Here is a 13,074-nt window from a genome sequence, read left to right on the forward strand (position 1 = left end):
CTTTTCCTTATGGCAGTGGTGAAAGGGAGGGTTCAGCCGCGTCGGCGCCGAGCAGCCAGCGCACGCCGTCGATTAAGCCGCCGCGCCAGCAGATCGCATCGTGACCGCCCTGATAGACGCGATGGTTCACCTGATGGCCGGCGGCGGTCAGCGCCTGATACATTTGCTGGTTAACGAAGTGGATATCCGGTTCGCGCAGCCCGGCCTGCTGAAAAATCCGCAGCGGCCCGGCGCCGGAGCGCAGGGCGACCTGCTGCGTCAGAAAGCCCGGTTCATGGCTCTCCCGTTCGGCGAAGTGGGTCATAAAACGCATATTCGGCCACCAGAACGAGCCGGACTGGGTCAGCACGCAGCCGAAGCGCTGCGGCCAGAAAAGCGCGGCGTAGAGCGCGGCAAGGCCGCCGTAGCTCTGGCCGGCCACCAGCGTACGGGCCGGGTCTTCGGTGAAGGCGGCGCGCTGTCGCGCCAGCGGCAGCAGCTCCTCCTGCAGCGCCAGCCAGAAATCGGCGTTGCAGGTCAGTTCACGCGAGCGGACTTCGTTATCCACGGCGTCAATCATCAGCCACGCCGCCGCAGGCAGCGCGCCCAGCCGGGTTTGCGCCTCCAGCACCGGCAGCAGCGAGAGCGTTTCCACCCATTTTTGCCCGTCGAGCAGGACGATCAGCGGCATATCCTCGCCCCCGTCCGGCTGCCAGAGCCAGACGCGCCGCCGGTTATTCAGGCGCAGGCTGCGCCATTCGAAGGCGCTAACCGCGGCGGGCGGAGAGGCGATACCCGCATCCACCTCACGCCAGGCCTGCTGATCGGGCGCCTGTGGCAGATGAACGGCGGAAAGCACTCCGTCAAGCGGCATATGGGGATTAAGCGGATCGGCAATAGCGCAGGGAAACAGCGAACACCACCACTCACGCTGCTGCTGACGCTGTTGCTCCGCATCGCCCTGCGGCGGCGGCGGCAGCTGCGCGGCGGTGACCGGGATCAGACTGTAGCTGCCGCGCCAGTCCGGCTCCACCTCTACCCTACCGCTCCAGATAGCGGTGCCGGGCAGGCGCTGCAGGCTCTGCGGCGTAAAGCTGTGATGATCCGTCACGCCGTTAATATCCAGATAAACCCGCTGAAAGGCGGAGGCGGCTTCATTGCCTGCGGGGTCGCGCCAGAAAAAGATCAATGTCAGCCGCTCACTATCCGGCTGCCGCTCCACCAGCGGCGTGCCTGCCGCGGCGATTTTTAGCCACCATGCGTCGCTGTCGGCATCCGCGGCCGCCAGCCAGCCGCCGGTTGTTCCGGCCGGTTGTATCTCCATCCTTTCCTCCCTTTTTCCGTTTCCCCCGCCCGCCATGCCCGCTGCGTGACGTGACACAAACTTACTAAAACTTAAATAAAAATGATATTGATAACAATTTTCGTTTGCAATACGCTTGTGGACGTTTTGTTCAGCTATGCCTTCTGGCGTCTGGTAAAACCTGCCGTTACACCATGCTGTGACGGGTCACCATCGCCCCGGCAATAGTTAATAACCTCTTATTCATTTTATTTTTTCATTAACGGACAATTAGCCAGGGAGTCATGATGAGAAACAACCACGAAAGCGCCTTTCCTCCTGCTCCGCCGCGCCCCGGCAACGCGCTGCTCGCCGCCTCGCTGAGCCTAACGCTGCCCGCCTTCGCCGCCGATGCGCCGCAAGAGACATTGGTGGTAACCGCGGGCGCCGTTGAACCTCCCGCCGCGCCGCTGCAGGGCATAGTGGCGAAAAGCAGCGCCGCCGGAACCAAAACCGCCGTGCCGCTGGTGAAAACGCCGCAAACTATCTCGGTGGTTACCCGCGATCAGATGGATGCCCAGGGCATTACCTCCGTTGCCGATGCGCTTAATTACACCAGCGGCGCCTTCACCAACTATCGCGGCTCCTCTAACCGCAATGATGAGGTGGTGACGCGCGGTTTCCGCTACGCGCCTAAATTTCTCGACGGTCTGAGCTACGGCCTCAGCGGCCAGGGCAACGCAACGGGACAAATCGATCCCTGGCTGCTGGAGCGCGTCGAACTGGTGCAGGGTCCGGCCTCGGTGCTCTATGGCCAGGTTAATCCGGGCGGGCTGATCGCCATGACCAGCAAGCGCCCCACCGCGCTGCCCATCCATAAGCTACAGATACGCGGCGGCAATCAGCATCTGGGCGAGGCGGCCTTCGATTTCGGCGGCGTGCTGAACGATGACAGCAGCCTGCTTTATCGCCTGAACGGCATCGCCAGCACGCAGCATCAGTTCGTGAAGGATTACAAACAGCAGCGCGTGGCGATCGCCCCGGCGTTGACCTGGCTGCCGAACGGCGCGACCAGCTTTACCCTGCTGACCAGCTATCAAAACGATCCTAAAGCGGGCTATCGCAACTTCCTGCCCCAGATCGGCACCGTCACGCCAACCGATAAAGGGCAATACATTCCTTACGATCTCAACGTCAGCGATCCGGGCTATAACCAGGCGAAGCGCGAGCAGGTTTCGGTAGGCTATCTGTTCGATCACAGCATCAACGACAGCCTGACGCTGGTACAAAACCTGCGCTACTCCACTATTGAGAGCAAAGACAAATATCTGGTTTACACCTGGAGCAACCCGGAAATTTCACAGACCAGCATCTCGCGGCGCGCCCAGCGTGAAAAAAGCCAAACCGATGAACTGGCGATCGATACCCGCCTCAACGCCGCTTTCGCAACCGCCGCGATTTCCCACACGCTGATCGGCGGGTTTGACTATAAATGGAGCAAGCACGCCTCTGAGCTGTGGCGCGTGGGGGGAGATAGATACAACCTCGACTGGGCCAGCCCGGTTTACGGCGTGCCGGTTGATGAAAGCCAGATGCGGAAATCGATCGATACGCATAAAAAGCTCGATCAGGCAGGGGTTTATTTGCAGGATCAGCTGGCGTGGCGCAGCTGGAATCTGCTGCTTTCCGGGCGCCAGGACTGGAGCGAAGTGCGCACCAACGATCGCGCCGACGCTGCTACCGCGCAGCAAAACGACAGCCAGTTTACCGGGCGCGCCGCGCTGCTCTACGCCTTTGATATCGGCCTGTCGCCCTATGTTAGCTACAGCACCTCATTCGAGCCGAACCTTGAGCGCGGCGCGCCGGGAACCGCGCCGTTCAGCCCTACCACCGGCAGGCAAACCGAAGCAGGGCTGAAATTCCAGCCGCCGGGCAGCGATCTCATGCTGAGCCTAGCGCTGTTTGATATCACGCAGAAAAATATCACCTCCTACAACAGCGTTATCGGCTACAACGAGCAGATCGGCAGGGTGCGCTCAAAAGGGTTTGAAACCGAGCTGCACGCCCAGCCCACGCCCGCCATCAGCCTGATCGCCAGCTACACCTTTACCGATTCGTCCATCAAACAGAGCAACAACGCGGCGGAACAGGGCAAAACCCCGGCGGCGCTTCCCCAACATATGGCCGCGCTCTGGGGAAGCTATCGCTTTCTGCAGGGTCCGCTGTCCAGCCTGACGCTGGGCGCCGGCGTTCGTTATACCGGCGCCAGCTACGGCGATAACAGCGACAGTTTCCGCGTTCCGGCCCGAACGCTGTATGACCTGATGGCGCGCTACGACCTTGCGGAAATCAGCGCGCCGCTGAAAGGGGCCGCTTTGCAGTTCAACGTCAGCAACCTGACGGATAAACATTATGTCGCCTCCTGTAGCGGCAGCGCAGCCTGCTTCTACGGCTCTGGCCGCAGCATGTTCGCTACGCTCAGCTACAGCTGGTAATACCGGGCCGTCTGGCACCGCCTTTCCGGGCCGTTAACGGCAAGGCGGATTCGCTCTCCTGAAGAGGGAGGCGGGCAGCGGCGCGCCAATCAAACCAACAAGAGGGATTTTATTTTGTCTGGTATCGCCAATGCGCCACGTATAACGCTGCGCCAACCCCTTCATCCTGAAGATACGCTGTTCCTTTCGCCCCATAAAAGCCTGCTGGCCCGCGGGCGGATCGCCTCCCTGACCGAACCCGCCGGGGATGGTCACCTCGCCAGCAGCACGTTTCAGCTGCGCCTGCAGCAGCTCTTTGAGCAGGCCCGCCACGCCGGAGTAGAGAATCCCATCGTTGTCGGCGCGATTCCCTTCGATAAAAGCCAGCCCAGCGCGCTGTACGCCCCGGCGGAATATCACTGGCTCGATCGCACGGCGATAGCCGCCGCGCCGGCGGCGGCGCAAACGCTGGCGCAGGGCGCCCGCCGCCTCCAGCCCGACCACGATGAGTTTTGCCGGATGGTCAGCGCCGCGCTGCGTCAGCTTAAGCGCGACGAACTGCAAAAAGTGGTGCTGTCGCGCCTGCTGCATATCGAACTGCCGCAGCCGCAGAGCGCCCTGCGCCTGTGGCAGCGGCTGAATCGCCAGAATCCGGCCAGCTACAACTTTCATCTGCCGCTGGCGGATGGCGTGTTAATCGGCGCCAGCCCGGAGCTGCTGCTGCGCAAACGGGGCGAGCGGATTGACTCCATGCCGCTGGCCGGCTCGGCACGCCGCTCCGCCGATGCGGCGCAGGATATGCGGCTGCGCGCGGCGCTGCTCGCTTCGCGTAAAGATCGGCATGAGCATCAGATTGTGGCCGACGCTATCCGGCGACAGCTGGCGGAACGCTGTCGCTCCCTGACGCTGCCGGAACCGGAACTTATCAGCACGCCGACGCTCTGGCACCTGGCGACGCGGGTACAGGGTTGCGTGCGGCATCCGCAGGAAAACGCCCTGTCGCTGGCCTGCCTGCTGCATCCTACCCCGGCGCTGTGCGGCGCGCCCTGCCGGCACGCCCACGCGCTGATTCAGCGGCTGGAGCCGTTCCGGCGCGGCTGGTTTGGCGGCATTGTCGGCTGGTGCAATGCGCAGGGCGACGGCGAATGGGTGGTGACCATACGCTGCGGTCATATTCAGCCGCAGCGCATTACGCTGTTCGCCGGCGCCGGCATCGTGCCCGATTCGCAGCCGGAAAACGAATGGTACGAAACCGGCGTTAAGCTCGGCACCATGCTGCAGGCGCTTGGCTGCGCGCAGCTCCAGGAGGCCTCATGATCGTCTTTAATCGCTGGCCGCCGGCGCTGGCCCGCCGCTATCGCGAAAAAGGCTACTGGATCGACCTGCCGCTGACCGATATTCTCACCCGCCATGCCGGACGGAGCGAAACAGCCATCCTCTGTAACGAACAAGCCTTAAGCTACCGACAGCTGAACGACGCCGCGCTGCGGCTGGCGGCGGCGCTGGCGCGGCGCGGCGTGCGGCGCGGCCAAACCGCGCTGGTGCAGCTGGGCAACGAGGCGGAATTTTACATCGTCTTTTTCGCCCTGCTGCATCTCGGCGTGGCGCCGGTCAATGCGCTGTTCAGCCATCAGCGCAGCGAGCTGGTCGCCTACGCCGATCAGATCGCCCCTGCGCTGCTGATTGCCGATCGACGTCATCGCCTTTTCGCCGACGACGGCTTTATCGAGGCGCTCAGGGCGCGCTGCCCCACGCTGCAAACCGTGCTGCTGCATCAGGCCGCCCCGGCGGATCGGCTGGATCTCAGTCAGCTGTTGCAGGAAGAGGCGGGCGATTTCACGCCGACGCCGACGCCCGCCGATGAGGTCGCGTTTTTCCAGCTCTCCGGCGGCAGCACCGGCACCCCCAAGCTGATCCCGCGCACCCACAACGACTATTACTACAGCGTTCGCGCCAGTAATCCGCTGTGCGGCGTCAGCGCCCACACCCGCTCTCTCTGCGCGCTGCCCGCGGCGCACAACTATCCGCTGAGCTCTCCCGGCGCGCTGGGCGTTTTTTACGCCGGCGGCATGGTGGCGCTGGCGCCCGATCCCAGCCCGGACAGCTGCTTCCCGCTGATCTCGCGCCATCGGCTTAACCATGTCGCACTGGTGCCGCCCGCCGTCAGCGTCTGGCTGGAGGCGGTGCGGCTGGCGGGCAATGCCGAAGCGCTGAGCAGTCTGACGCTGCTGCAGGTCGGCGGCGCGCGCATTGAACCGTCGCTGGCGCGCCGCATTCCCGCCGAGCTGGGCTGCCAGCTGCAGCAGGTTTTCGGCATGGCGGAAGGGCTGGTGAACTACACCCGCCTGGACGATGACGATCTGCACCGCTTTACTACCCAGGGCAAACCGATCAGCGAGGATGACGAGGTGTGGGTCGCCGACGCCGACGGCAACCCGCTGCCCGCCGGCAAGCCGGGACTGCTGATGACGCGCGGCCCCTACACCTTTCGCGGCTACTACCGCAGCCCGCAGCATAACCGCGCCGTGTTTAACAATGACGGCTTTTACTGCTCCGGCGACGTGGTGATCCAGCTCGCCGACGGCTATTTGCAGGTGGTGGGCCGGGAGAAGGATCAGATCAATCGCGGCGGAGAAAAAGTGGCGGCGGAGGAAATTGAGCATCTGCTGCTGCGCCATCCGGCTGTGCTGCACGCCGCGCTGGTGGCGGCCCCTGACGCAATGATGGGCGAGAAAAGCTGCGCCTTTATCGTCAGCCGTGAGGCGGTGAAAGCGGTGACGCTGCGACGCTACCTGCGCGATCTGGGCATCGCCGACTATAAGCTGCCGGATCGTTTCATTTTTCTCTCTACGCTGCCGCTGACGCCGGTGGGCAAAATCAATAAACAACGGCTGCGGGCGCTGGCCGCCGCTGCCGGTGAAGGAGGTTTATCATGACGATTCCCCAGCTAAAAGATTATCCGCTGCCTGCCGCGCTGCCGGAAAACAGAGTGCGCTGGCAGCTTGAGCCGCAGCGCTGCGCGCTGCTTATCCACGATATGCAGGACTATTTCCTGAATTTCTGGCATCGCGAAAGCGCGATGATCGGTCAGGTTATCGCAAATCTGGCCGCGCTGCGCCAGCGCTGCCATCAGCTGAATATTCCGGTGTTTTATACCGCCCAGCCCGGTAAACAGAGCGACAAAGAGCGGGCGCTGCTGAATGATATCTGGGGGCCTGGCCTTAACCGTTCGCCGGAACAGCAGCGGATCGTTTCGGCTCTCTCCCCCGCTCCGCAGGATTGCGTGCTGGTGAAGTGGCGCTACAGCGCCTTTCAGCGTAGCGACCTGGAAGCGCGGCTTCACGCCCTGCAACGCGACCAGCTGCTGATCGGCGGCATCTACGCCCATATCGGCTGCCTGACCACCGCTACCGACGCCTTTATGCGTGATATCCAGCCGTTTATGGTGGCGGACGCGCTGGCGGATTTTAGCCGACAGGAGCATGAGATGGCGCTGCGCTATACCGCCGGACGTTCAGGTCGGGTGCTGACTACCGCCTGCGCGCTCGATGAGCTGCCCGCCCCGCAGCCGGGCTGGCATCGGGAAGCTTTGCTGGCGCTGCTGGCGCCGATGCTGGATGAGGATACGCAACAGCTGGCCGACGACGACAACCTGCTCGACTATGGTCTGGATTCGGTACGTATCATGTCGCTGGCTTCGCGCTGGCGTAAAGAGGGACATGAGCTGGACTTTGTGGCGCTGGTAAAACAGCCGACGCTGGCGGCCTGGCTGGCGCTGCTGAACGGCGGGAGGCAACATGATGCCGTTTAGCGGGCAAACCGTCTGGGTAACCGGCGCCGGCAGCGGCATCGGCGAGCAGGTCGCGATGCGCTTTGTTGAGGCGGGCGCGAAGGTGATCGGTTTCGATCTCGCCTTTCCGCGCCGTAATCCGCCTTTTACTGCCGTAACGCTGGATCTCAGCGATCCCGCCGCCGTCAGGGAGGTGTGCGCGCCTCTGCTGGCGGCGGGCGATCTGGATGTGCTGGTGAACGGCGCAGGCATTCTGCGGCTGGGGGCGCTGGAAACCATTAGCTGGGACAGGTGGCAGCAGTCGCTGAACGTTAACGCCGGGGCGGCCTTTAATCTGTTTCAGCTGACCATTCCCCATTTTCAGCGGCGGCGCCGGGGAAATATCGTCTCGATTGTTTCGAACGCCGCCCACGCGCCGCGCGTCAATATGGCGGTTTACTGCGCCTCAAAAGCGGCGATGCGCAGTCTCTGCCTGAGCGCCGGACTGGAGTTAGCGCCCTGGGGCATTCGCTGCAATCTGGTTTCCCCCGGCTCCACGCTGACGCCGATGCTGGAGAAGATGCTGGGCGACGATCCCGCGGCGCGCCAGCGCCTGATTGAAGGGCTGCCGGCGCAGTTTAAGCTGGGCATTCCGCTGGGCAAAATCGCTCTGCCGGATGAGATCGCCAGCTGCGTGCTTTTTCTCGCCTCCGACGCGGCCAGCCATATTACGCTGCAGGATATAGTGATTGACGGCGGCGCCACGCTGGGCGCCTGACGGCGCAGCGCGGACGAAAAAAGACCGGGCCTGGTCCGCCCGCTCTTTTTCACTGCGACGGTTGCGCCAGGCAGACGCCGCTTACGCTTTCAGCGTTTCCACAATATCAACCCAGCCGTGACCGGTGCTGACTTCCATACCGTGCAGCCAGCGGCGCAGCATATTCATCGCCATCATCGCTACCAGCTGCTGGCGCGTTTCCAGCGTGTGGCGCTGATTGTTGAACTTCACGCGCTGCGCAAACAGACCATCCGGCGTAGAGAGCGCAAAGCCGAGCTGCTCATCCTGTAGCGAACCGACGCAGAGCGCCAGCGGCGCCTGCTGCGCGGCGGCCCGCTGCTGCGCCTGCTGCGCCAGCGCCTGCAGCGTCTCTTTGCCGGCGGGCAGCACTTCGCCTGCCCGCATCGGCACCTGCGCCGAGGCCAGCTGCCACTGCAATAGCCCGGCGCTGAAACGTTCGCTGACGGTCAGGCTTAGCTGACGCTGGTTAAGCTGACGCGCCAGCTGCGCGGGCAGCCCTTCCGTGCCTTCAAACAGCGTACATTCCGCCAGCTGTAAGCGCACCTGCTGCCAGGCCTGTTCCATTGCCGTCCGCTGCGCGGCCGGACCGGTCAGCTTGATCTCAATAATCGGCATCGAGGAGCGGTAGCCCATCACCGCGCCTTCCGGCAGCGGCAGCGGCTCCAGCTCCGCCGCCAGATCGCTCTCGCCGCGCCCGAAGGTGGTTAAGCGCAGGCAGATCGGCGGCTCCGTCAGCGCATAGCGCGCCTTAAGGCGCGGCAGAATCTGCTGTTCCACCATTACCTTAAATTCCGACGGCACGCCGGGAGTGAAGAAAATCCAGCAGTCGTTAAGGGTGACGGCGAAGCCGCAGGCGGTGCCAACCGGATTATCAATCAGCTCGCTGCCCGCCGGGATTTCCGCCTGCTTACGGTTGCTGGGCGCCATGGGGCGCCCGCGGCTGGCGAAAAACGCTTCGATCTTTTCCAGCCACGCCGGCTGTAGTTCCAGTTCCACGCCACAGGCGGTAGCCGCCGCCAGCGCGCTGAGATCGTCGCTGGTCGGTCCCAGCCCGCCGTTAACAATCAGCACGTCGGCAATCTGGCTACGCTCGGTTAACGTCTCCACCAGCGAACTCAGGCTGTCGCCGACGGTGGCGCGGCTGCTCATCGGCAGCCCGTGCTGAAACAGCATATCCGCCAGCCAGGCCGCATTGGTATCGATAATCTGACCGTGCAGCACTTCATCGCCCGTCGAGAGCATTTCCACTCTAATCACTTCACATCCTCCTGTGGTTGATGCTTTTACTGTAGAAAGGCGCGCAGGCGAATACAACGTAAATCTCCCGGCGGCGCACAGTTTCAGAGATAGCGGCCCTCTCCCGGCGCTGCGCTTCTCTCCCGTCGCCGCTGAGCGCGGCGGCGCCGATGCCGAACGCAATATTTGCGGCTTCGGCAGCCATAGCTACAGTTTTATCTGCCACCGACAGGAGCGTTTCCGGGGAAAATGCCAGCGGCGTTGACAGCGGGGCGCCGCTAACCTGATGAATGATGAGGCGGCGCTGCTGCGGGCGGGGGCGCAGCGCCCCAGTAAGATTAATTAACCGGACTGCGCCCGCAGCCACTGCGCCAGCCGCTGACGCGACAGCTTAATGCCGCCTTCGTTGAGATGCTCCGGCAGCGGCAGCCAGCGTGCCGGCCGCTGAAAACTCGCCAGCCGCGACTGCGCCCAGTCGGCTACGTTTGTCAGCTGCCAGCCGGCCTCCAGCGCCAGCAGCGCTACCGGCCTGGCGCCCCACTCTTCATCCTGCTGCGGCAGCACAAAGGCCTGATTGACGGCAGGATGCTGTAGCAGCAGACTTTCGATGCTCTCCGGCTGTACCGCTTCGCCGCCGCTGAAAAACAGATTATCCACTCTGCCCAGCACCTGAAGTTCGCCCCGATGCCAGCGGCCACGATCGCGGGTATGAAACCAGCCCTGCGCGTCGGTCAGCGGCTGAGGCCGCCCTTCCCGCCAGTAGCCGCAGGCGAGCGTCGCGCCGCGAATCCAGATCTCCTCATCGACGATGCGTACCTCGCGCCCGGCCAGCGGTAAACCGACGCCGGGCTGACCATCGGCGCGTTTGGCGCACACCGTCGCCGCGCTCTCCGTCAGGCCGTAGCCGCACCAGCAGCGAATGCCCGCCGCCTCGGCGCGCGCCACCAGCTCCGGCGGAATCGCCGCCCCGCCCAGCAGCACCGCCTTGAGCCCGACGGGCGGCTGCGGCAGCTGCAACAGCCGCCACAGCTGGGTCGGCACCAGCGAAGCAAAGCCACAGCCCGCCAGCGCCTGCGCCAGCGGCGTCTTTGCATCCGGGATCGCCAGGCCGCCGCCGGCCAGCAGCCAGCGCCAGACAATGCCCTGGCCGGAAACGTGACAGAGCGGCAGCGACAGCAGCCAGCGCTCGTCGGCGCTAAAATTCATTAGCTGATTGACGCCCGCCGCGCTGGCGAACAGCGCCCGGTAATCGTGCGCCGCCGCCTTCGGCAACCCGCTGGAGCCGGAGGTCAGCGTCAGCGTAGCGATAGCATCAGGCCGCCAGCGGCGGCGCGGCGGCAAAGCAGCGCTTCGCAGCGCCAGCTGAGCGGGGCTTTCCGCCAGCGCATCGGCCAGGTTAAGCATAAAATCGGGGCGCAGCGTTGACAGCAGCGGCTGCAGCGTGGCGGGCGGCAGCTGCGGATTGAGCGGCAATACCGCGGCGCCCGCCTGCATCAACGCCAGCCAGGCAAGCAGCAGAGAGAGGCTGTTTTTACCGCGCAGCGCCACCAGCATATCGGCCTGCACGCCCTGCTGCTGAAAGCCGGCGCAGAGGGCGTCCAGCCGCTGCGCCAGCGCGCGCCAGCTCAGCGTCTCCGCCGGGGTAAGGATCGCCACGGCGTCGGGCCTCATCTGCGCCAGCCGGCGCCACGGAAAATCGTGCATCAGCAAATCCGCGTCCACTGCCCCTGCTCCTGTAACGGTAGTTCACAGCCGGGCCAGCGCCGCACCAGCTGCTGACGCATCAGCGACAGCGTATCCAGCCCCGGCGTAGCGTGCGGCGTCAGCCAGCGGGCAAGGCGCGCCAGCTGCGTCAGGCCGAGGCTCGATTCCAGCGCCGAGCTGATCACCACCTGCAATCCCAGCCGCTGCGCGCCGGCAACGATGTGCCGCAGCCGCGCAATGCCGCCGCTCAGCGTCGGCTTAATCACCACCGCCACGACGCCCGGCTGGGCGCTAAGCTGAAAATCGGGCTGACGCAGGCTTTCATCCCAGGCGATGGCGATGCCGCTTTCGGCGGCGAAACGCAGGCTCTCTTCCGGCGTGCGGCAGGGTTCTTCAATGAAAGCGATGCGCGCGCGCTGCGCCGGCGTCAGGCGATCGGCAAAACGCCGCGCTTTTTCTAACGTCCAGCTGCGGTTGGCGTCCAGCCGCAGCGGCAGCGTCGGCAACGCCTCCAGCAACAGCGCTACCTGAATGGCGTCGCGCGCCGTTTCATACAGCCCAACCTTCATTTTGGCGCACGGCGGCCTCTGCGCCGCCAGCTGCAGCAGCAGTTCGTCCGGATCGCCCTGACAGAGCTGCGCGCTCTGCCAGCTCGCCGCCTCCGGCAATTCGCCGCGCAGTTCGGCGCAGGCGCAGCTCAGGCCAAAAGCCACCGACGGCAGATGGCTCTCCGCAACCGGTCTGGCAGCGCGCCAGTCGGCCAGCCAGGCGACTCCGGCCTGCTGCGCCTGCGTCAGGGTTTCGTGACTAAAGCCCGGCAGCGGCGCGATTTCGCCCCAGCCCTGTCGTTCGCCTTCCTGCAGCTGCACCAGCAGGCCTTCTCGCTGCGTCAGGCGCCTGTCGCGCAGCACCACGCCGCTTTCCATCGGGACGGCATAGCGCCACAGCTTCGCCTGACGCATCAGGGATTACGCCGGAACGGGCGGAAATCGGGCTGGCGCTTCTGATTAAAGGCGTTGCGCCCCTCCTGCCCCTCTTCCGTCATATAGAACAGCATGGTGGCGTTGCCGGCCAGCTCCTGTAAACCCGCCTGACCGTCGCAGTCAGCGTTCAGCGCCGCCTTCAGACAGCGCAGCGCCATCGGGCTGTTGCACAGCATTTCGCGGCACCAGCGCACCGTTTCGGTTTCCAGCTGCGCCAGCGGCACCACGGTATTTACCAGCCCCATCTCCAGCGCCTGCTGCGCATCATACATGCGGCACAGGAACCAGATTTCGCGCGCCTTTTTCTGGCCGACGATGCGCGCCATATAGGAAGCGCCCCAGCCGCCGTCAAAGGAGCCGACTTTCGGCCCGGTCTGACCAAAGCGCGCGTTATCCGCCGCGATGGTTAAGTCGCACAGCATATGCAGCACGTGGCCGCCGCCCACCGCGTAGCCCGCCACCATCGCCACCACCGGTTTCGGGCAGTTGCGGATCTGGCGCTGAAAATCGAGCACGTTAAGATGATGTACGCCGCCTTCATCCTGGTAGCCGCCGTAGTCGCCGCGCACTTTCTGATCGCCGCCGGCGCAGAACGCTTTATCGCCTTCGCCGGTGAGAATAATTACGCCGATGCCTTCGTCATAGCGCGCGTCCTGCAACGCCATCATCATCTCCTGCACGGTCAGCGGGCGAAACGCATTGCGCACCTGCGGACGGTTGATGGTGATTTTGGCGATGCCCTCCGGCGATTTGTGGTAGCGGATATCGGTAAAGTCGCCGCTGCAGTCGCGCCATTCAACGGGTGCGGTAAGCTGTTGGTCGTCAGGATAAAGCATTCAGGGTCTCCA

The 13,074-nt window shown here is 64.1% G+C and carries 10 protein-coding genes; 5 read left to right on the forward strand and 5 right to left on the reverse strand.

Going from position 1 to position 13,074, the window contains the following annotated elements:
* Positions 1 to 7: 7 nt before the first annotated feature.
* Entirely contained in the window at positions 8 to 1,303 is a 1,296-nt protein-coding gene (gene fes, locus FKM52_RS08820) for an enterochelin esterase (RefSeq protein WP_141175830.1), read from the reverse strand.
* Positions 1,304 to 1,569: 266 nt separating this feature from the next.
* Between fes and FKM52_RS08825 the strand changes: the two genes are divergently transcribed.
* From FKM52_RS08825 to dhbA, 5 genes are all read left to right on the forward strand, one after another.
* The gene (locus tag FKM52_RS08825) at positions 1,570 to 3,756 is read left to right on the forward strand and encodes a TonB-dependent siderophore receptor (protein WP_246085512.1); all 2,187 of its coding nucleotides are present in this window, start codon (positions 1,570 to 1,572) and stop codon (positions 3,754 to 3,756) included.
* A 114-nt stretch (positions 3,757 to 3,870) separates the two neighbouring features.
* Positions 3,871 to 5,052, forward strand: coding sequence for an isochorismate synthase (locus tag FKM52_RS08830; RefSeq protein WP_141175832.1), 1,182 nt, complete (start codon positions 3,871 to 3,873; stop codon positions 5,050 to 5,052).
* Positions 5,049 to 6,671, forward strand: a complete 1,623-nt coding sequence (locus FKM52_RS08835; RefSeq protein WP_141175833.1) for a (2,3-dihydroxybenzoyl)adenylate synthase — start codon at positions 5,049 to 5,051, stop codon at positions 6,669 to 6,671. Before FKM52_RS08830 ends, FKM52_RS08835 begins: the two co-directional genes overlap by 4 nt.
* Entirely contained in the window at positions 6,668 to 7,546 is an 879-nt protein-coding gene (locus tag FKM52_RS08840) for an isochorismatase family protein (RefSeq protein WP_141175834.1), read from the forward strand. The genes FKM52_RS08835 and FKM52_RS08840 overlap by 4 nt, the downstream gene beginning before the upstream one ends.
* Positions 7,533 to 8,282: a 2,3-dihydro-2,3-dihydroxybenzoate dehydrogenase gene (gene dhbA / locus FKM52_RS08845; RefSeq protein WP_141175835.1), complete on the forward strand. Its 750-nt coding sequence runs from the start codon at positions 7,533 to 7,535 to the stop codon at positions 8,280 to 8,282. Before FKM52_RS08840 ends, dhbA begins: the two co-directional genes overlap by 14 nt.
* Positions 8,283 to 8,363: 81 nt before the next feature.
* On the opposite strand, the gene FKM52_RS08850 is transcribed toward dhbA, so the two are convergent.
* The 4 genes from FKM52_RS08850 to menB form a co-directional block, all read right to left on the reverse strand.
* The gene (locus FKM52_RS08850) at positions 8,364 to 9,560 is read right to left on the reverse strand and encodes a nicotinamide mononucleotide deamidase-related protein YfaY (protein ID WP_141175836.1); all 1,197 of its coding nucleotides are present in this window, start codon (positions 9,558 to 9,560) and stop codon (positions 8,364 to 8,366) included.
* A 321-nt stretch (positions 9,561 to 9,881) separates the two neighbouring features.
* Positions 9,882 to 11,243: an o-succinylbenzoate--CoA ligase gene (gene menE, locus FKM52_RS08855; RefSeq protein WP_141175900.1), complete on the reverse strand. Its 1,362-nt coding sequence runs from the start codon at positions 11,241 to 11,243 to the stop codon at positions 9,882 to 9,884.
* Positions 11,243 to 12,205, reverse strand: a complete 963-nt coding sequence (gene menC, locus FKM52_RS08860) for an o-succinylbenzoate synthase (protein ID WP_141175837.1) — start codon at positions 12,203 to 12,205, stop codon at positions 11,243 to 11,245. The genes menE and menC overlap by 1 nt, the downstream gene beginning before the upstream one ends.
* Positions 12,205 to 13,062, reverse strand: coding sequence for a 1,4-dihydroxy-2-naphthoyl-CoA synthase (gene menB / locus FKM52_RS08865; protein WP_141175838.1), 858 nt, complete (start codon positions 13,060 to 13,062; stop codon positions 12,205 to 12,207). The genes menC and menB overlap by 1 nt, the downstream gene beginning before the upstream one ends.
* Between the last annotated feature and the right edge of the window lie 12 nt (positions 13,063 to 13,074).

This window comes from Mixta tenebrionis (genome assembly GCF_006517625.1).
GTDB classification, from domain to species: Bacteria; Pseudomonadota; Gammaproteobacteria; order Enterobacterales; family Enterobacteriaceae; genus Mixta; species Mixta tenebrionis.